17 protein-coding genes are annotated in these 19,408 nt (G+C 69.0%); 7 read left to right on the forward strand and 10 right to left on the reverse strand.

Annotated features, from left to right (window positions below):
• Nucleotides 1-6: 6 nt before the first annotated feature.
• The 3 genes from ASV56_RS02485 to ASV56_RS02495 all read left to right on the forward strand — a co-directional run bounded on the left by ASV56_RS02485 (nucleotide 7) and on the right by ASV56_RS02495 (nucleotide 3,476).
• Complete coding sequence (locus tag ASV56_RS02485) at nucleotides 7-927, forward strand: 2-hydroxyacid dehydrogenase (RefSeq protein ID WP_062560653.1); 921 nt, start codon at nucleotides 7-9, stop codon at nucleotides 925-927.
• A gap of 73 nt (nucleotides 928-1,000) precedes the next feature.
• On the forward strand, nucleotides 1,001-2,422 hold the full coding sequence (locus ASV56_RS02490; protein ID WP_062560654.1) for a mannose-1-phosphate guanylyltransferase/mannose-6-phosphate isomerase: 1,422 nt from the start codon (nucleotides 1,001-1,003) through the stop codon (nucleotides 2,420-2,422).
• Between the two features lie 67 nt (nucleotides 2,423-2,489).
• Nucleotides 2,490-3,476 (forward strand): ABC transporter substrate-binding protein, encoded by a 987-nt coding sequence (locus ASV56_RS02495; protein WP_062560655.1) that lies wholly within the window; start codon nucleotides 2,490-2,492, stop codon nucleotides 3,474-3,476.
• 112 nt (nucleotides 3,477-3,588) lie between these two features.
• Here ASV56_RS02495 and ASV56_RS02500 read toward each other — a convergent pair whose 3' ends face one another.
• The 3 genes from ASV56_RS02500 to ASV56_RS02505 are packed head-to-tail and all read right to left on the reverse strand — an operon-like array spanning nucleotide 3,589 to nucleotide 5,325.
• A complete protein-coding gene (locus tag ASV56_RS02500; protein WP_253879832.1) occupies nucleotides 3,589-3,933 on the reverse strand; it encodes an arsenate reductase family protein in 345 nt (114 codons plus the stop codon).
• Nucleotides 3,933-4,046 carry a lipoprotein gene (locus ASV56_RS23370; protein ID WP_156429050.1) on the reverse strand — a complete coding sequence of 38 codons (114 nt, stop codon included), beginning with the start codon at nucleotides 4,044-4,046 and terminating at the stop codon, nucleotides 3,933-3,935. The genes ASV56_RS02500 and ASV56_RS23370 overlap by 1 nt, the downstream gene beginning before the upstream one ends.
• Nucleotides 4,030-5,325, reverse strand: a complete 1,296-nt coding sequence (locus ASV56_RS02505) for a DUF3422 family protein (RefSeq protein ID WP_062560656.1) — start codon at nucleotides 5,323-5,325, stop codon at nucleotides 4,030-4,032. The genes ASV56_RS23370 and ASV56_RS02505 overlap by 17 nt, the downstream gene beginning before the upstream one ends.
• A 179-nt stretch (nucleotides 5,326-5,504) precedes the next feature.
• On the opposite strand from ASV56_RS02505, the gene ASV56_RS02510 reads away from it, so the two are divergent.
• Together ASV56_RS02510 and ASV56_RS02515 are read left to right on the forward strand one after the other, a co-directional pair.
• Nucleotides 5,505-6,011, forward strand: a complete 507-nt coding sequence (locus ASV56_RS02510; RefSeq protein ID WP_062560657.1) for a L,D-transpeptidase family protein — start codon at nucleotides 5,505-5,507, stop codon at nucleotides 6,009-6,011.
• A gap of 148 nt (nucleotides 6,012-6,159) precedes the next feature.
• Complete coding sequence (locus ASV56_RS02515; protein WP_062560658.1) at nucleotides 6,160-6,429, forward strand: hypothetical protein; 270 nt, start codon at nucleotides 6,160-6,162, stop codon at nucleotides 6,427-6,429.
• Nucleotides 6,430-6,493: 64 nt separating this feature from the next.
• On the opposite strand, the gene ASV56_RS02520 is transcribed toward ASV56_RS02515, so the two are convergent.
• From ASV56_RS02520 to ASV56_RS02540, 5 genes are all read right to left on the reverse strand, one after another.
• Nucleotides 6,494-7,927, reverse strand: coding sequence for an NAD(P)(+) transhydrogenase (Re/Si-specific) subunit beta (locus tag ASV56_RS02520; protein WP_062560659.1), 1,434 nt, complete (start codon nucleotides 7,925-7,927; stop codon nucleotides 6,494-6,496).
• 13 nt (nucleotides 7,928-7,940) lie between these two features.
• Nucleotides 7,941-9,515, reverse strand: a complete 1,575-nt coding sequence (locus tag ASV56_RS02525) for a Re/Si-specific NAD(P)(+) transhydrogenase subunit alpha (RefSeq protein ID WP_062560660.1) — start codon at nucleotides 9,513-9,515, stop codon at nucleotides 7,941-7,943.
• Between the two features lie 92 nt (nucleotides 9,516-9,607).
• Nucleotides 9,608-10,288 (reverse strand): D-lyxose/D-mannose family sugar isomerase, encoded by a 681-nt coding sequence (locus ASV56_RS02530; protein WP_062560661.1) that lies wholly within the window; start codon nucleotides 10,286-10,288, stop codon nucleotides 9,608-9,610.
• A gap of 100 nt (nucleotides 10,289-10,388) precedes the next feature.
• Nucleotides 10,389-12,524: a malate synthase G gene (locus ASV56_RS02535; RefSeq protein WP_062560662.1), complete on the reverse strand. Its 2,136-nt coding sequence runs from the start codon at nucleotides 12,522-12,524 to the stop codon at nucleotides 10,389-10,391.
• Between the two features lie 167 nt (nucleotides 12,525-12,691).
• Complete coding sequence (locus ASV56_RS02540; RefSeq protein ID WP_062560663.1) at nucleotides 12,692-13,348, reverse strand: hypothetical protein; 657 nt, start codon at nucleotides 13,346-13,348, stop codon at nucleotides 12,692-12,694.
• A 175-nt stretch (nucleotides 13,349-13,523) separates the two neighbouring features.
• Here ASV56_RS02540 and pepN point away from each other — a divergent pair, with 175 nt between their 5' ends.
• Both pepN and ASV56_RS02550 read left to right on the forward strand, forming a co-directional pair.
• A complete protein-coding gene (gene pepN, locus ASV56_RS02545; RefSeq protein WP_062560664.1) occupies nucleotides 13,524-16,067 on the forward strand; it encodes an aminopeptidase N in 2,544 nt (847 codons plus the stop codon).
• Between the two features lie 53 nt (nucleotides 16,068-16,120).
• Nucleotides 16,121-17,026, forward strand: coding sequence for a 1-acyl-sn-glycerol-3-phosphate acyltransferase (locus ASV56_RS02550; RefSeq protein ID WP_062560665.1), 906 nt, complete (start codon nucleotides 16,121-16,123; stop codon nucleotides 17,024-17,026).
• A 144-nt stretch (nucleotides 17,027-17,170) separates the two neighbouring features.
• On the opposite strand, the gene proB is transcribed toward ASV56_RS02550, so the two are convergent.
• On the reverse strand, nucleotides 17,171-18,283 hold the full coding sequence (gene proB, locus ASV56_RS02555) for a glutamate 5-kinase (RefSeq protein WP_062560666.1): 1,113 nt from the start codon (nucleotides 18,281-18,283) through the stop codon (nucleotides 17,171-17,173).
• Nucleotides 18,271-19,302 carry a GTPase ObgE gene (gene obgE, locus ASV56_RS02560; protein WP_062562201.1) on the reverse strand — a complete coding sequence of 344 codons (1,032 nt, stop codon included), beginning with the start codon at nucleotides 19,300-19,302 and terminating at the stop codon, nucleotides 18,271-18,273. Before obgE ends, proB begins: the two co-directional genes overlap by 13 nt.
• Between the last annotated feature and the right edge of the window lie 106 nt (nucleotides 19,303-19,408).

The following is a 19,408-nucleotide window of genomic DNA, read 5'->3' on the forward strand; positions in this document are numbered from 1 at the left end:
CCGCGGATGAAGGTGCTGTTCGCCGCCCCCGCCCGGCTGTGGGACGCCTGGGCCCCCGCCCTGCGCGCCGCCTGCCCCGAGATGGCGCTTTGCCGCGACGGCGACCCGGCCGGTTTCGACGCGCTGATCTATGCCCCGGGCTATCCCGAGGGTGGCGCGGCGCTGGACTTTTCGCCCTTCACCCGCGCCCGCGTGGTGCAAAGCCTCTGGGCCGGGGTCGAGCGCATCGTCACCAACCCGACCCTGACCCAGCCCCTGTGCCGCATGGTCGATCCGGGGCTGGCGCAGGGCATGGCGGAATATTGCACCGGCTGGGCGCTGCGGGCGCATCTGGGCATGGACCGCTATGCTCAGGACGGCGTCTGGCGCAACGCCGTGACGCCGCCGCTGGCCAGCGCGCGGCGGGTGACGGTGCTGGGCATGGGCGAGCTGGGCCGGGCCGTGGCGGCGGCGCTGGCCGGGCTTGGCTTCCGCGTCACCGGCTGGTCGCATTCCGGCCGCGCCGTGCCGGGGATCGAGGTTCTGGCCGGCCCCGACCTTCCCCGGGCGCTGGCCCGGGCCGAGATCCTGATCTGCCTGCTGCCCGACACGCCCCAGACCCGCGACCTGCTCGACGCCGAACGGCTGGCGCTGCTGCCGGCGGGCGCCACGATCATCAACGCCGGGCGCGGCACGCTGATCGACGAAACGGCCCTGCTGGCGGCGCTCGACTCGGGGCATATCGCCCATGCGGTGCTCGACGTGTTCCGGCAGGAACCCCTGCCCCCGGATCATCCGTTCTGGTCGCATCCGCGCGTGACGGTGACCCCGCATGTCTCGGCCGAGACCCGCCCCGAAAGCGCCGCCGCCGTCGCGGCCGAGAACCTGCGCCGCGCCATGCGGGGCGCGCCGCTGCTCTACCGCGTGGACCGGGCGCGGGGCTATTGAAAGGTCAGGTTTACCGGCGGGCCGCGGCCATGCTATCCGGCGAAGGACCGCCTTGCGCCTTGGAGTTGATTTCATGACGATTACCCCCGTTCTTCTGGCCGGAGGCTCGGGCACGCGGCTGTGGCCGGTGTCGCGCAAGAGCTTTCCCAAGCAATTCGCCCCGCTGATCGGCGAGGAGAGCCTGTTCCAAGCCTCGGCCCGCCGGCTCAGCGGTCCGCGCTACGCCGCGCCGCTGGTCATGACCAATGCCGATTTCCGCTTCATCGTGGCCGAGCAGCTGGACCAGATCGGCATCGCGCCGGCAGCGATCCTGATCGAGCCCTCGGGCCGCAACACCGCGCCGGCGATCCTGGCCGCGGCGCTGACGGCGGCCGAGACCGATCCCGAGTCGGTGCTGCTGGTCGCGCCCTCGGACCATGTCGTGCCGGATGCCGAGGCCTTCGGCCGCGCCGTCGACCTGGGCCTGCCGGCCGCGCAGGCGGGCCGCATCGTCACCTTCGGCATCTCGCCGACCCGCCCCGAGACCGGCTATGGCTATATGGAGGCCGAGGCGGCCGGCGAAGGCCCGGTCACGCTGAAGCGCTTCGTCGAAAAGCCCGATGCCGAGAATGCCGCAAGGATGATCGCGCAGGGCAATTTCCTGTGGAACGCGGGGATTTTCCTGTTCTCGGCCCGGACCATGATCGAGGCCTTCCGCACCCATGCCCCCGAATACCTGGCCCCGGTGCAGGCGGCGCTGACCGAGGCGCGGCCGGATCTGGGTTTCCTGCGCCTCGCGCCCGAACCCTGGGACCGGCTGCCCGACCTTTCGATCGACTATGCCGTGCTGGAAAAGGCCGCGAACCTGTCTGTGGTGCGCTTCTCGGGCCATTGGTCCGACCTGGGCGGCTGGGACGCGGTCTGGCGCGAGACGCAGGACGCCGCGCCGGCCGAACGCGGCGCCGTCACCGACGACCGCTCGACCGCCATCGACTGCGACAACGTGCTCTTGCGCTCGCAGGACGAGGGTATCGAGGTCGTGGGCATCGGCCTGCAGGACGTGATGGTCGTCGCCACCAATGACGCGGTGCTGGTCGCCGGCATGGATCGCGCGCAAGAGGTCAGGAAGGCGGTCTCTGCACTGAAATCCAAAGGCGCGCGCCAAGCCGAAAGCTTCCTGCGCGACCACCGCCCCTGGGGCTGGTTCGAGACCCTGGCCCTGGCCGACCGCTTCCAGGTCAAGCGCATCGTGGTGAACCCCGGCGCGGCCCTGTCGCTGCAATCGCACTTCCACCGTTCCGAGCACTGGATCGTCGTTTCCGGCACCGCCCGGGTGACGGTAGACGAGACGGTGACGCTGGTGACGGAAAACCAGTCGATCTATGTGCCGCTGGGCGCCGTGCACCGGATGGAGAACCCTGGCAAGGTGCCGATGGTGCTGATCGAGGTGCAGACCGGCGTCTACCTGGGCGAGGATGACATCGTGCGTTACGAGGACGTCTATTCCCGCAACTGACCCTCGCGGTTTCGTGCGGCGGGCTTCGCTTGCAGGGCGCGGGCCGGCCGTCTAACCATGGCCGGCGATGAAACTGCGTGTTCTTTCCTTGTTGATCGCCCTGCTCGCGCCGCTTGCCGCCCGGGCCGACGCCCTGACCGTGCAGCTGCGCGGCCCGGCGCTGGCGGAATCGGCCGGCTTCCTGCTGGCGCAGGCGCGCGGGCATTACGCGACCGAGGGGCTTCAGGTCACGCTGCTGCCGGCCGATGACGCGCCGCCCTTCGAGTCGCTGGCGCGCGGCGCGGCCGACCTGACGGTCGAATGGATGCCCATGGCGCTGGTCGCGCGCGAAAACGGCCTGCCGGTGGTGAATGTCGCGCAGATCCTCGCCAAGCCGGCATTGCGGTTGACCTGCACCCGCGACAGCGGCGTCGCGGCGGCCGCCGACCTGCGCGGCAAGACCGTCGCGAGCCCGTTTCGCGGCGCGGACTATCCGCTGCTGGCCTGGCTGAACCGGCTGGGACTGAAACCCGATGACAGTCTTTCGGGGGTGGCGCTGCTGGGGCAATGGCCGGCGGCCGGCGAGATGCTGCGCCACCGCCAGGCCGCCTGCGCGACCACGCTGGCCTATGACCCGCTGCCGGGCGACGGGCTGGTGGTGCTGGACCCGGCAACCGAGGGGGCCGCGACCCTTGAAGACGGGCTCTATGCCCTGCCCGCCACCCTGTCCGACCCGCAGGCACAGGACCGGCTGGCCCGTTTCCTGCGCGCCAGCATGAAGGGCTGGCATGAGGCCGTGGCCGATCCCGAAGCCGCCGCCGGGCTGATCCTGGGTCCGGACCCGGACGCAGGCGCGCTGCGCCGCCAAGCGGCGATGATCGAGGCCATCGGGCCGCTGCTCTCGCCCTCGGGCGCATTGGACGAGGGCGATTACCGCCGCACTGTCGACAGCCTGCGCGCGGGCGGCGGGCATGCCGTCCTGCGGCGGGATCCGGGCGACGCCTTTACCTCGGCCGTCACCGCCCGGACGGCTTTGCCCGAAGCGGCGACCAGCACGGCAGACGCTGCGCCCTGAGCGCAGCCTCGGCATTTGGGTATTTAAGGAACAAAGAAGGCGGGGCGCGGCCTTGGTCTTCTTCGTTGCCCAAATACCCATCCTGCCGTGACGTTCCGGCCCAGTTCGCCCTTCAGGCGGCGACCCCCAAAGCGCGCTTGACGTTCGCGGTCCAGCCGAGCAGGTGCAGATCACCCGCGACAATCGCCGGCCGCTTCATCAGCGAGGGTTTCGCGGACAGCATCTGCAGGGGCGTGCCGGCGCGTTCCGCCTCGGACATGCCGCGCCAGGTCAGGCTGGCGCGGTTGACCAGCTTCTCGCCGAAATCGGCGATCATGCGCTGCCATTCGGCCTCGTCCAGTGGCGTCTTGGCGACATCGCGAAATTCGACCTGCCAGCCTTGAGCCTCAAGCTCGGCCTGCGCCTTCTGGCAGGTCGAGCAATGCGCCAGCCCGTACATCTGCAACGCCCCCGCCATCAGACCAGCGGGACCAGCGGCACGTTGCAACCCGACAGCGCCAGCATGGCGCCAAGCAGCAGGATGGTTTTCAAGATGGGCTCCTTCGTGGTGAAATCAGTGACCGCCGGCATGCAGCCGGGCCTTGATGCGGCGCATGGCCAGCCAGACGCCGGCGACGACCAGCGGTGTCAGCGCCGCGACCATCACCGCCTTGTCGACATGCAGCGCATGGGCGACCGGATATAGCGCATAGCCCAGAAGGCCCACGGCGTAATAGCTGATCGCCACCACCGACAGGCCCTCGACCGTGTGCTGCAGCCGCAGCTGCAGGTCGGCGCGCCGGTCCATGCGCTCCATCAGCTCCTGGTTCTGGGCGCTGCGCTGCACGTCGACCCGGGTGCGCAAGAGTTCGCCCGCGCGCTCGCTGCGGTCGACCATTGCCGCCAGCCGTTTCTCGGCCGATTTCGCGGTGCGCATGGCGGGATGATAGCGTCGCGCCATGAATTCGGTCAGCATCTGCCCGCCCATGAAGCGCGATTCGCGCAGCGAGGCGACGCGGTCCATCACGATCGCCTCGTAAGCCGCGGTGGCGCCAAAGCGGAACGCCTGCTGCGTCGCCGTGCGCTCCAGCCGGGCCGAGACCGTCAGCAGCTCGTGCAGCACCGCGTCGGCCGGCCGGCTCTCGTCGGCCATGCCTTGCAGGATGCCGTTCAGCTGCGGATCCAGCGCATTGAGCTGCTGCGTCAGCTGGCGCGCGCCGCCCAGGCCCAGCATGGACATGGCGCGATAGGTTTCCAGGTCGGTCAGCCGCTGCACGATGCGGCCGATGCGGCCCGATTGCGTCCCGGGCTTCACGAACAGCGCGAAGCGCATCCAGCCGTCGGGATCGATGCGGAAATCGCCCGCGACCACCGCCGCCTCTTCCAGCACCCAGACCGAGGCCAGGCTGTCGGCCGCGAACCATTCGCGCAGCCGCGGCATGATGGCGGCCGGATCCTCGGGCAGGAAATCGACCTGGATCATCACCGCCGCGATGCGCTTGCCCGGGGCGTGATGCTGCCAGTCCTCGGGAAAGATGGCGCCGGCCGAGGGGTCGAAGGGCCGCGGCGGCAGGCCGGGCGCGAAGGCGGCATAGGTCACGAATTCGGTATGGCTTTCCCAGCGCAGCTGATGCCGGCCCAGCTGCGCGGTGTAATGGCCGGCGCTGGTGTCGGGGCTGGGCGCGCCGTGGCGGGCGCAAAGCTCGGCCAGATGCGCGACATCGCGGGCGCGGTCGCGGTTCGCCGCGTCGCGCGGCTCCTTCACCGCCAGGAAGACGGCCGTGCAGGGCGCCTTGAGCCGCGGCGAGGGCCGGGCGTGCAGCTCGTTGACCAGCGCATAGCGCAGCGGGTGTTCGTCTTCGTCGTTCATGGCGGCATGTTTAGCCGCAGCCGGATTTCCCGCAAGCCGAAAGCCCAAGGCGCGGGCCGGCTTTGGCAATTCTGCCACCCGCCCGGGCAGCCGCATCAGGATTTCGTGAACCGCCGGCGGATTGCCCGTCACCCGCAGGACAGGCAAAATGCCGCAAAACACCGATCGAGGGGCATCACATGGGCTGGCTGGGCCGTATCGTCGCCATTGCGCTTTTGCTGGGGCTTGCCGCTTGCGGGCCCAGCAAGTTCAAGACCTATTCCGGCCCGCCGGTGACCCAGGTCGTGGTGAACAAGGGCGCGCGGCAGATGCTGCTGCTCAGCGGCAATAGCGTGCTCAAGGCCTATCGCATCGGGCTTGGCAACGAACCCCTCGGCCACAAGCAGTTCGAGGGCGACGGCAAGACCCCGGAGGGGCTTTACTATATCGACCGCCGCAACCCCGACAGCCGCTATCACCTGTCGGTCGGCGTGTCCTATCCGAACCCGAACGACACCGCCTTCGCGCTGGCGCAGGGCAAGGCGCCGGGCGGCGACATCTTCATCCACGGCCAGGGCCCCGAGGGCCGCGCCCTGTCGCAGCGCATGCAGGACTGGACCGCCGGCTGCATCGCCGTGCGCGACGAGGAGGTCGAGGACATCTATGCCATGGTGCGTGACGGCACGCCGATCCTGATCACGCCCTAGCGCGATACGACCAAGGCACGAAAGCCGGGTGTGCCATACGCGCTGAACTTGTATGGCACACCTGTTCAAAAGGGCAGATACAAATCCGCGCCGGCTCGGACTAACAAATTGGATGTATCCAATTTTAAGTTTCCGAGTAGCCGTGCCCATGTACCTGCCCCCCGTCATCAGTGAAGCGCTGATCGATTCGGCCGAAACCGAGGGCTATGTCCCCGGCGCCATCGAAAGCGTGCTGCGGTTCGGCCCGCATTCGCGCTGGCGGGCGGGGGCCATCGTCACCGGCTCGGCCAAGCATTCCCATGCCATCGCCACGCGCTGCGCGCTGCTGATCCCGCGCCGGGGCAAGCGCACGCGCAAGCTGGCGCTGCACCCGGCGCTGCCCACCGACGTGGTCAAATCCATGCTGGACGCTTATTAGCACCCGGAAAACGCGAAGGGCGGGCCGCGATGGCCCGCCCCTGTTTGCCTCGTGTCTCGCCCCTTCACTCGATCATTGGCAGGAGCTGGTCGAGGGATTTCTTGGCGTCGCCGTAGAACATGCGGGTGTTGTCCTTGTAGAACAGCGGGTTCTCGATGCCGGAATAGCCGGTGCCCTGGCCGCGCTTGCTGACGAAGACCTGCTTGGCCTTCCAGACCTCCAGCACCGGCATGCCGGCGATGGGGCTGTTCGGGTCCTCCTGCGCCGCCGGGTTCACGATGTCGTTCGAGCCGATCACGATCACCACGTCGGTCGAGGGGAAATCCTCGTTGATCTCGTCCATCTCCAGCACGATGTCATAGGGCACCTTGGCCTCGGCCAGCAGCACGTTCATGTGCCCGGGCAGCCGGCCCGCCACCGGGTGGATGGCAAAGCGCACGCTCTTGCCGCGCGCGCGCAGCTTGCGGGTCAGTTCCGACACCGATTGCTGCGCCTGCGCCACCGCCATGCCATAGCCCGGCACGATGATGATCTCGTCGGCGTCGTTCAGCGCCGCCGCGACGCTTTCGGCATCGATGGCGATCTGCTCGCCCACGATCTCCATCGCCGGGCCCGACTCGCCGCCGAAACCGCCCAGGATCACCGAGACGAAGCTGCGGTTCATCGCCTTGCACATGATGTAGCTCAGGATCGCACCGGACGAGCCGACCAGCGCGCCGACCACGATCAGCAGGTCGTTCGACAGCGAAAAGCCGATCGCCGCCGCCGCCCAGCCGGAATAGCTGTTCAGCATCGACACCACCACCGGCATGTCGGCGCCGCCGATGCCCATGATCAGGTGATAGCCGATGAAGAGCGCCGCCAGCGTCATCACCACCAGCGCCAGCGTCGAGCCATTGGCGAGATAGACCAGCAAGAGCACCAGCGACAGCGCCGCGGCGCCGGCGTTCAGCACATGGCCGCCAGGCAGCTTCCTGGCCTTGCCGTCGACCTTGCCGGCGAGCTTGCCGAAGGCGATGACCGAGCCGGTGAAGGTCACGGCACCGATGAAGACGCCGAGGAAGGTCTCGACCCGCAGGATCGACTGCTCGACCGGGGATTTATGCGCCAGCACGGCGGCAAAGCCGGTCAGCGCCTCGCGCGCCGTGGGATCGAGGCTCAGGACGCGCGCCAGCTCGATATGGGTGTTGAAGCCGATGAAGACCGCGGCCAGGCCGACCAGCGAATGCATGGCGGCGACCAACTGCGGCATCTCGGTCATCTGCACGCGGGTGGCGACGATCCAGCCGATGACGCCGCCGACCGCGACCAGGATCAGCGACAGCAGCCACAGGCCCGAACCGGGGCCGATCAGCGTGGCGGCGACGGCCAGCGCCATGCCCACGATGCCGTACCAGACCGCGCGCTTGGCGCTTTCCTGGCCCGAGAGCCCGCCCAGCGACAGGATGAACAGGATGGCCGCGACGACATAGGCGGCGGTGGTGAAACCGAATTCCATTGCGCCGGCCTCCTCAGGATTTCTGGAACATGGCGAGCATCCGGCGCGTGACCAGGAAGCCGCCGAAGATGTTGATCCCGGCCATGAACACCGAGAGCGCCGCCAGCACGATCACCAGCCCCGAGCCCGAGCCGATCTGCATCAGGGCGCCCAGGATGATGATCGAGGAGATCGCGTTCGTCACCGCCATCAGCGGCGTGTGCAGGCTGTGGCTGACGTTCCAGATCACCTGGAAGCCGATGAAGACCGACAGCACGAAGACGATGAAATGCTGCATGAAGCTCGCGGGCGCGACCAGCCCCAGCGCCAGCATCAGCACGCCGCCGACGACGAGCAGCCCGACCTGGTTGCGGGTCTGCGCCCTGAAGGCGGCGGTCTCGGCCGCGCGGCGCTCCTCGGGGGTCGGCTCCTTCGGCTTTTCCTTGGGCTTCGCGGCGGCGATGGCCGCGACCTTGGGCGGCGGAGGCGGCCAGGTCACGTCGCCGTCATAGGCCACGGTCGAGCCGCGGATGACGTCGTCCTCCATGTTCTGAACGATCACCCCGTCCTTGCCGGGGGTCAGGTCCGAGAGCATGTGGCGGATGTTGTTGCCATAGAGTTCAGAGGCTTGCGCGCCCATCCTCGACGGGAAATCGGTATAGCCGATGATGACCACGCCATTCTCGGTGACGATGCGCGCGTCCGGCACGGTCAGGTCGCAATTGCCGCCGCGCTCGGCCGCCAGATCGACGATGACGCTGCCGGTCTTCATCGCCTGGACCATGTCCTCGGTCCACAGCTTCGGCGCCGGCCGGCCGGGGATCAGCGCCGTGGTGATGACGATGTCCATCTCGGGCGCGAGCTCGCGGAACTTCTTCAGCTGCGCCTCGCGGAACTCGGGGCTCGAGGGCGCGGCATAGCCGCCGGTCGCGGCGCCGTCCTGGGCCTGTTCGGCGAAATCCAGATAGACGAATTCCGCGCCCATCGATTCGATCTGCTCGGCCACCTCGGGGCGGACGTCGAAGGCATAGACCTGGGCGCCGAGGCTGGTCGCGGCGCCGATGGCCGCCAGCCCCGCGACGCCGGCGCCGACGATCAGCACCTTGGCCGGCGGCACCTTGCCGGCGGCGGTCACCTGGCCGGTGAAGAAGCGGCCGAAATTGTTCGCCGCCTCGATCACCGCGCGGTAGCCGGCGATATTGGCCATGGACGACAGCGCGTCCATCTTCTGCGCCCGGCTGATGCGCGGCACCATGTCCATGGCGATGGCGGTGACGCCCTGCTCGCGCGCGAGCTCCAGAAGTTCGGCGTTCTGCGTCGGATAGAAATACGAGATCAGCACCTGGCCGCGCCGCATCGCCTTCAGCTCGGCAGCCTCGGGCGGGCGGACCTTGACCACGACATCGACGTCGGCGATCAGCGCCTGGGCATTCGGCGCGACCGCGACCCCGGCGGCCTGATAGGCGGCGTCCGAAAACCCCGCCCCCGCGCCCGCGCCCGATTCCACAAAGACCTCATGGCCCAGCTTCCTCAGATGCGCGGCCGAGGACGGCGTCACCGCAACACGCGCCTCACCCTCGTAATTCTCTCTCAATGCGCCGATCTTCACGAGGCGACCTCCCTGTTAGAGCTAGCAGCGATCTCTTAGCATCGCGCAACAATCTTTCACAAGAGCGCGAGGGCGCGGCTCATCCGTAAATGTTACGTAGCGTCGGAATCGTAATCGCTGACCAGCAGGTGGGTCGGCGGCTCGTCCTCGACGACATGGGCGAAGCGGCCGATGGGGGCGGCGAAGATATTGTCGGTCAAGTCGTCGTTCACGGTCGAGACCTCGCCGATCAGCACCGGCCCGCCCTCGGCCCAGAACTCGTGCCAGTCGCCCGGGCGCAGGGTGACGGATTCTCCGGGCGAAAGCCGCAGTACGCCGCCGGGCGCGATTTCGCGCGCGATGCCGTCGCAATCGACGCGGACGGGCGCGCGCCGGTCCATGCGCCCCTGCCCGTCCGAGCCGCAGAGCCGGATCGCCAGCACCGCGCCCGAGCGGTTGATGATGTCCTCGGTCTTGATGGCATGGGTATGCATCGGGCTGATCTGGTTTTCCTGCGAAATCAGCAATTTCTCGGCATAGACCATGCCCCGGCCCGCTTGCAGGTCTGAAAGCCGGCCGTTGCGCAGCGTGAACAGGAACAGGCCCAGCCGGTCGAAATCGCCTTGGCCGTAATCGGTGATGTCCCAGCCCAGCCTTCCGTCGCGGATCGCGGGGGTGGCGCGGGCGCGGAATTCCTCGGGCGACCAATGCGCGAAGGGTGGCAGGTGGAAGCCAGCCCCGGCGATCATCTCGGCCGCCTCGGCCATGATGCGGTTGATGCGCGAACGCTGCATGTCATTCCCTCCCCCGGTGCCTTGCGGCCGATGCCGGCATGAAAAGGCCTGCCCGATGCGAAGGCAAGGGGCAGGCTGCGGCTTGATCGCAAGATCGGGATCAGGCGGCTTTCTGCTCGGCCTTGGCCTGCAGGCGGCGGGCGTGCAGCACCGGCTCGGTATAGCCCGAGGGCTGGACCCGGCCCAGGAAGACCAGGTCGCAGGCGGCCTGGAAGGCCACGCCGTCATAGCCCGGCGCCATCGGCCGATAGGCCGGGTCGCCTGCGTTCTGGCGGTCCACCACCAGCGCCATCTTGCGGAAGGCGTCCATGACCTGGCCCTGGGTCACGATGCCATGATGCAGCCAGTTCGCCAGCGCCTGGGCCGAGATGCGCAGCGTCGCCCGGTCCTCCATCAGCCCGACGTCGTGGATGTCGGGCACCTTGGAGCAGCCGACGCCCTGGTCCACCCAGCGCACGACATAGCCCAGGATGCCCTGGCAATTGTTTTCCAGCTCGCGGGCGATTTCCACGTCGCTGTAGTTGCGGCCCAGGGCCAGCGGGATGGTCAGCAGGTCGTCGAGCCGCGCGGGCCGCTTCAGCGCCGCGATCTCGGCCTGGCGGGCGTGGACATCGACGCGATGGTAATGCGTCGCATGCAGGGTCGCGGCCGTCGGGCTGGGCACCCAGGCGGTATTGGCGCCGGCCATGGGATGGGCGATCTTCTCGGCCAGCATCTCGGCCATGCGGTCGGGGATCGCCCACATGCCCTTGCCGATCTGCGCGCGGCCGGAAAGGCCGCAGGCCAGGCCGATGTCGACGTTGCGATCCTCATAGGCCGAGATCCAGGGCTGGCCCTTCATCTCGCCCTTGGCGAGCATGGCGCCCGCCTCCATCGAGCTGTGGTATTCGTCGCCGGTGCGGTCCAGGAAGCCGGTGTTGATGAAGGCCAGCCGGTGCTTCGCGGCGCGGATGCATTCCTTGAGGTTGGCGCTGGTGCGGCGTTCCTCGTCCATGATGCCCAGCTTGACGGTATGGCGCGGCAGGCCCAGCACGTCCTCGACATGATCGAAGATCGCGCTGGCGAAGGCCACTTCCTCGGGGCCGTGCATCTTGGGCTTCACCACATAGATCGAGCGGGTGACGGAGTTCGCGCCCCGGTCGAGGTCGCGCATGGCGCAAAGCGTGGTGACCATGGCGTCGAGCAGCCCCTCGAACACCTCCTTGCCGTCGCGGTCCAGCACGGCGGGCGTGGTCATCAGGTGGCCGACGTTGCGCACCAGCAGCAGCGCCCGGCCCTTGGCGATGACGGTCGCGCCGTCCGGCGCGGTGAATTCCACGTCCGGGTTCAGCCGGCGGGTGAAGCTCTTGCCGTTCTTCTGAACCTCTTCGGCCAGCGAGCCGTCCATCAGGCCCAGCCAGTTCGCATAGGCCAGCGTCTTGTCCTCGCCATCGACGCAGGCGACGGAATCCTCGCAGTCGATGATCGCCGACAGGGCGGATTCGATGACGATGTCGGAAATGCCGGCCTTGTCCTGCCCGCCGACCGGGGTCGCGGCATCGATGACGATGCGGATCAGCAGGCCGTTGTTGCGCAGGAAAATGCTGGCGGGGCTGGCGGCATCGCCGATATGACCGGCGAATTTCGCCGGATCGCGCAGCGCCGGGACCAGCGCGCCGTCCCGGACGGCCAGCGCCTCGATCCCCGCCCAGGAGCCTTCGGCCAGCGGCGCGGCGGTGTCGAGGAACTCGCGGCCCCAGGCGATCACCCGGGCGCCGCGGGTGGCGTCATAGCCCTTGGCCTGCGGCAGGTCGCCCATGGCATCGGTGCCGTAAAGCGCGTCGTAAAGGCTGCCCCAGCGGGCGTTGGCGGCGTTGAGCACATAGCGCGCATTGGTGATCGGCACCACCAGCTGCGGGCCGGCGATGCGGGCAAATTCCGGATCGGTCGCCGGGGTCTCGATCTGGAAATCCTCGCCCTCGGGCACCAGATAGCCGATCTCGGTCAGGAAATCACGGTATGCATCGGCATCCGCCGGCTGGCCGCGATGCGCGATATGCCAGGCGTCCAGCGCCGACTGGATCTCGTCGCGCTTGTCCAGCAGCGCCCGGTTCTTCGGCCCGAAATCGTGGATCAGCGTCGAAAGCCCTTCCCAGAAGCGGCGCGGCTCGACGCCGCTGCCCGGCAGCGCGTGATCGTTGATGAAGCTGGCCAGGGTCTGATCGACCCGCAACCCTGCCTTTTCGACGCGGCCCATCGCAGTTCCCCTTCCGTCTGTCAGTCGATTTGGTGCACCGTGGTATGCCAAAGCCGAGCAGCATTCAACCGGGCTGGGTTTATCCGAAAGCTATATTCACAGTTGCGCCAAAATTGAAAATCCGCCGCCCGGGATGCGGGCGACGGAAGCGATGCAAAGCCTTGCGATCAGTTGGTCGAAGGCGTGGTCGTGGTATCGGTGCCGGCCGGCGGCGGGGTGGTCGGCGCGGTGGTCGCCGGTTCCTCGACCGAGACCGCGTCGTCCATCGCCTCGCCGGCGTTCTCGACGGCCTGGCCGGCGGCATCGGCCGCGCTATCGGCGGCGTTGGTCGCGGCATCGGCAGCCTCGCCCGCGGCATTGGCGGCGTCATTCGCCATGTCCTCGGCAGCCTCGGCGGCGTCCTGGGTGGCGTCGGTCACGGCGGCACCGGCCGCTTCGCCGGCGTTCTCGGCGGCGGTGGCGGCCTCGCTCGCGGCCTCGCCGGCGGCGTCGGCCGCATTCTCGGCCGCGGCCGCGGCATCGTCGGCGGCAGCCTCGGCCTCGGCGGCCGGGGCGGTCGCGGCGGGCGCGGTCGTGGTGGCGGTATCCGCCGGCGCGGTGGTCGTGGTGTCGGCCGGCGCGGTCGTGGTCACGGCGGCATCCTCGCCGGTGGTCGCGACCTCGTTGCGGACCATGAAGTATTGCAGCACGAAATAGGCGATCGCCAGGGCCAGCAGGATGCCGATGATCAGCGGCAGCGGCGATGCGCGGCGCTCGACCGGTTCGACATAGGTTTCGGGCTTGCCGGCCGGGCGCTGGGGATCGTTCGGGTCGTAATTGGCCATCGGGAGTTCCTCGTTTTCGGGGTCCGGGTTCTTGTCTTCCGGTCTTTGCGACGACATGGCCAAGGGCAATCTGCACCCCGGGTTGCGAGCCGGCGCTTCCCGCACTAACACTTGGGTTTCGCACAAGTTCCCCTGTGCCAGCGATTTTTTTCACCTGCGGAAAGGTGCCTGGGCCATGACCGTCACGCAATATCTCGCCGACTGGCGTCCCTATCCCTTCGCGATCGGCGAAACCCGGCTGGAATTCGACCTTGCGCCGCGCGCCACGCGGGTGCGCTCGCAGATCGACTTCCGCCGCAGCGGACCGGGCGACCTGGTGCTGGACGGCGCCGGGCTGAAGACCCTGTCGCTGGCCATGGACGGCAAGCCGCTGGACCTCGGCCTGGCCGGCGCGGATCGCCTGGTCATCCCCGCGGCCGACCTGCCCGATGCCTTCACCTTCGAGGCCGAGGTCGAGATCGACCCCGAGGCGAATACCGCGCTGGAGGGGCTCTATCTCTCGGGCGGCATGTTCTGCACGCAATGCGAGGCCGAGGGCTTTCGCCACATCACCTGGTATCCCGACCGCCCCGACGTGATGGCGCCCTTCTGCGTCACCATCACCTCGGACCAGCCGGTGCTCTTGTCGAACGGCAACCCGGCCGAACAGGCGCCGGGCCAGGCCGTCTGGCACGATCCCTGGCCGAAGCCGGCCTATCTGTTCGCGCTGGTCGCGGGCGACCTGCGCGCGATCTCGGACAGCTTCACCACAATGTCGGGCCGCAAGGTCGCCCTGAACGTCTGGGTGCGCCCGGGCGACGAGGGGCGCGCGGGCTATGCCATGGAAAGCCTGATCCGCTCGATGCGCTGGGACGAACAGGCCTATGGCCGCGAATACGATCTCGACGTGTTCAACATCGTTGCCGTGGACGATTTCAACATGGGCGCGATGGAGAACAAGGGGCTGAACATCTTCAACTCCAAGCTGGTGCTGGCGACGGCCGAGACCGCGACCGATGGCGACTATGAGCGCATCGAGGGCGTGATCGGCCATGAATATTTCCACAACTGGACCGGCAATCGCATCACCTGCCGCGACTGGTTCCAGCTGTGCCTGAAAGAGGGGCTGACGGTGTTCCGCGACCAGCAGTTCACCAGCGCCCTGCGCTCGGCCGCGGTCAAGCGCATCCAGGACGTGCAAACCCTGCGCGCGCGTCAGTTCCGCGAGGATGCCGGCCCGCTGTCGCACCCGCCGCGCCCGGATCACTACCAGGAAATCAACAATTTCTACACCGCCACGGTCTATGAAAAGGGCGCCGAGGTCATCGGCATGCTCAAGCGGCTGGTCGGGGACCAAGGTTATGCAGCGGCGCTGGACCTCTATTTCGCCCGCCACGACGGCCAGGCCTGCACCATCGAGGACTGGATCAAGGTCTTCGAGGATGCCACCGGGCGCGGGCTCACGCAGTTCAAGCGCTGGTATACCGACGCCGGCACGCCGCGCCTGACGCTCTCCGAGGACTGGCAGGACGGCGCGCTGACCCTGAACTTCCGGCAGGAAACCGCGCCGACGCCGGGCCAGCCGCAGAAGCCGCCGCGCGTCATCCCCATCGCCGTCGGCCTGATCGGCCCGAACGGCGACGAGGTGCTGCCGACCACGGTGCTGGAGATGACCGAAGCCGCGCAGAGCTTCCGCTTCGACGGCTTGGGCGCGCGGCCGGTGGTCTCGCTTTTGCGCGGCTTCTCGGCCCCGGTGACGATCGCGCGCGAGATCACGGCGGAGGAGCAGGCGCTGCTGCTGGCCCATGACACCGACCCCTACGCGCGCTGGCAGGCCGGGCACGACCTGGCGCTGGACGCGCTGATCGCCGCGGCGCAAGGGGCGCAGGCCGGTGCCGGCTTCAGCCGCGCGCTCGCCGGGCTCTTGGACGATGCCGAGGCCGACCCGGCCTTCGCCGCCCTGTGCCTGGCGCTGCCGGGCGAGGAAGAGATCGCCACCACCATCGCCGCCCGCGGCGCCACCCCCGACCCCGACGCGATCCACGCCGCGCGCGAGGCGCTGGCCCGCGACATCGCCGCCGCGCATGAACCCGCGCTGGCCCGGCTTTACGAGGCGATGGCCGATGCCGGCCCCTATCGCCCGGATGCCGAGGGCGCGGCCCGGCGCAGCCTGCGCCTCGCCTGCCTGGGTTATCTCAACCGCCTCGACACCGGCGCCCGGGCCGAGGCGCTGTTCGACGCGGCCGGGAACATGACCGAGCGGCAGGGCGCGCTGGAAAGCCTGATCGCCGCCGGCCGCGACAGCCGGGCGCTGGCCGATTTCGCGCGGGAATTCGCCGAAAACCGGCTGGTGATGGACAAGTGGTTCATGGTCCAGCCGCTGCGCGCCGCGCCCGGTCGGGCGGTGGCGCGGGCGCGGGAACTGGCGGCGCGGCCGGATTTCGACTGGAAGAACCCGAACCGCTTCCGCGCGCTGATTGGCGGGTTGACCGCGAACCACGCCGCCTTCCACGCGGCGGACGGCTCGGGCTATGACTTCGTCGCGGAATGGCTGATGCGGCTCGACCCGGTGAACCCGCAGACCACCGCGCGCATGTCCACGGCCTTCGAGACCATCGCGCGCTACGACGCCGCCCGCCAGGCCCATGCCCGCGCCGCGCTGGAACGCATCGCCGCCCGGGACGGGCTGTCGCGCAATACCAGCGAGATGGTTACGCGCATCCTTGCCGGTCTGGCATGAGCGCGGACGAACCGCTCTTGCGGGCATCCGGAGCGCACGGCAATACTGCCGGCATGGATGCCCGCGAGGACATGACCCAACGCCTTGATCCGCTGATCGCCGAGCGGGCGCCATGGCTTTTTTCCGGCCGCTGGCATCACGCCGCGGCGCGCCGGGCGCTGATGTGGCTCTTGCGCTATCCGCGCACGCTGGATCTCGCCGCCGAATATCGCGACCTGCCCACCGACGAGATCATGCGCCGGCTGGCGACGCTGATCGTGCGCGACCTGCAGGTCGAGGGGCTGGAGCAGATCCCCGCCACCGGCCCGGCGCTGATCGTGTCGAACCACCCGACCGGCATCGCCGACGGCATCGTGCTGAACGCGGTGATCGCGGCGGTGCGCGACGACCTGTTCATCTATGCCAACCACGACATCCTGCGCATCCTGCCGCAGTTCGAAAGCCTGGTGGCGCCGGTCGAATGGCGGATCGACAAGCGCAGCCACGCCAAGACCCGGGCGACGATGGACTATACCCGCGCGGCGCTTGAAAGGGGCCGCATCGGGCTGATCTTCCCCTCGGGCCGGCTGGCGAAGCGCCGCGGCTTGCAGCTGGACGAACGGCCCTGGATGGCCAGCGCGGCGATGATCGCGCGGAAGTTCGACGTGCCGGTGATTCCGCTGCGCATCCGGGCGCGCAATTCGGCGCTGTTCTACCTGCTCGACGCGATCCACCCGACCTTGCGCGACGTGACGCTGTTCAACGAGGTGCTGAACAAGGCCGGCCAGCCCTTCCGCGTCACCGTCGGCGCGCCGATCCTGCCCGCCACCCTGCCCAGCCGCAGCGAGGACAGCATCGCCGCCCTGCGCGACGCCGTGCTGGCCCTGCCCGCCCCGGGCGCCGGTGCCGCGCGGCTGTCGCAGCTGCGCCGGTTGTCGCAGGGCCGGCATGCGCTGGTCAAGGCGCGGCCGATCGACTAAGCGCAGTTCTCGCGGGCGTCGCCGTCGCAGGGTATTTTCAAAACGGAAAGAACAAGAAGCAAGCACCCCAGGCTTCAGACTTTCCGTTTTCCAAATACCCCGGCAAGGGCGACGTTCCGCTGCGGCGGCATGATACGCGGCGCGTCACACCACCATGTCGTCGCGATGGATCAGCGCGGCGCGGCCGGGATAGCCCAGGATCGCCGGGATCTCGTCGCTGCGGTGGCCGGCGATGGCGCGGGCCTCGGTCGAGGCATAGCGCACCAGCCCCGAGGCGAGCCGCGCACCGTCATGGTTCAGCACCACCACCGGATCGCCACGGCCGAAGCGGCCGGCGACCGCGGTGACCCCGGCCGGCAGCAGCGACTTGCCCTGCCCCAGTGCCCGGGCCGCGCCGGCGTCGACGGTGATCTCGCCCTTGGGCTTCATCGCCGCGATCCAGCGCTTGCGCGCCGCCTGCGGGTCGGTGTCGGGCAGGAACCAGGTCACGCGCGCCCCCCCTGCCACCGCCGCAAGCGGGTTCAGCACCGAGCCCTCGGCGATGGCCATGGCGCAGCCGCCGGCGACCGCGGTCCGCGCCGCCATCAGCTTGGTCTTCATGCCGCCCTTCGACAGGCCCGAGATCGGGTCGCCGCCCATGGCCTCGATCTCGGGGGTGATCTGCTCGACCACCGCAAGGTGCCGGGCGGTCGGGTCGGTCTTGGGATTGGCGGTATAGAGCCCGTCCACGTCCGAGAGCAGCAGCAACTGGTCCGCCCCGCAGGTCACCGCGATCTGCGCCGCCAGACGGTCGTTGTCGCCGAAGCGGATCTCGTCGGTGGCCACGGTGTCGTTCTCGTTCACGATCGGCACCGCGCCGAGGCCCAGGAGCGTCTGCATCGTCGCGCGGCTGTTGAGATAGCGGCGCCGGTCGGTGGTGTCGTCGAGCGTGACCAGCAGTTGCGCGGTCTTGACGCCATGCGGGGCCAGCGCCTCTTCATAGGCGCGGGCCAGGCGGATCTGGCCGACCGCTGCCGCCGCCTGCGACTGTTCGACCCGCAGCGGGCCGGCCGGCAGCTCCAGCACCAGCCGCCCCAGCGCGATGGCACCCGACGAGACCAGCACCACGTCCGTGCCCCGCGCCCGCGCCTCGGCCACGTCGTCGCAAAGCGCGCGCAGCCATTCGGTGCGCAGCCCGTTGCCATCGACCAGCAGCGCCGAGCCGATCTTGACCACCAGCCGCTGCGCCCGGTCCAGTTCGGGGATCAGGGCTGCCACGGCTTGTCTTCCTCGGTCACGGCCGGCCCGCGCGAGGGCAGGATCTGCGCCCAGAGCGCGCGCAGCACCTCGGGCACGCCTTGGCGCGAGACGCCCGACATCAGCAGCACCGGCCCGCCGATCTCGGCTTCCAGCGCGGCCTTGCGCTCGGCCAGGGTCTCGGCGTCCAGCGCGTCGATCTTGTTCAGCGCCGTCACCCGCGGCTTTTCGGCCAGGGCCGGGGAATAGGCCTGAAGCTCGGTCAGGATGGTGCGGGCGTCCTGGGCCACGTCCTCGGCAGTGCCGTCGATCAGGTGCAGGAGCACGCGCGAGCGTTCGACATGGCCCAGGAACTGGTCGCCCAGGCCGCGGCCCTCGCTCGCGCCTTCGATCAGGCCCGGAATGTCGGCCATGACGAATTCATGCCCGTCGATGCCGACCACGCCCAGGTTCGGGTGCAGCGTGGTAAAGGGATAATCGGCGATCTTGGGCCGCGCGTTCGACACCGCCGCAAGGAAGGTGGATTTCCCGGCATTGGGCAGGCCGACAAGGCCCGCGTCGGCGATCAGCTTCAGCCGCAGCCACAGCGTGCGCTCGACGCCCTCCTGCCCCGGATTGGCGTTGCGCGGCGCGCGGTTGGTCGAGCTCTTGAAATGCAGGTTGCCGAAACCGCCGTTGCCGCCCTTGGCCAGAAGCACGCGCTGCCCGGGTTCGGTCAGGTCGGCGATCACGGTTTCCTGGTCCTCTTCCAGGATCTCGGTGCCGACCGGCACGCGCAGCACGATGTCGTCACCGCTGGCGCCGGTGCGCTGCGCGCCCATGCCGTGCTGGCCCGACCTGGCGAAGAAATGCTGTTGGAAGCGGAAGTCGATCAGCGTGTTCAGCCCGCCCACCGCCTCGGCCCAGACGTCGCCGCCGCGGCCGCCGTCGCCGCCATCCGGGCCGCCGTATTCGACGAATTTCTCGCGGCGGAAGGACACGCAGCCGGCGCCGCCCCCGCCCGAGCGGACATAGACCTTGGCGAGATCGAGGAATTTCACGGGCAGCACCTCTGGGATTGGCAAGTCACCGGGATAGTCAGATCGCGACCCGGGTTCAAGGGCGGCGTGACTTTCTGTCCTGCGCCGGCTTAGATGGGGCCAGATT

Source organism: Paracoccus aminovorans (assembly GCF_001546115.1).
GTDB classification, from domain to species: domain Bacteria; phylum Pseudomonadota; class Alphaproteobacteria; order Rhodobacterales; family Rhodobacteraceae; genus Paracoccus; species Paracoccus aminovorans_B.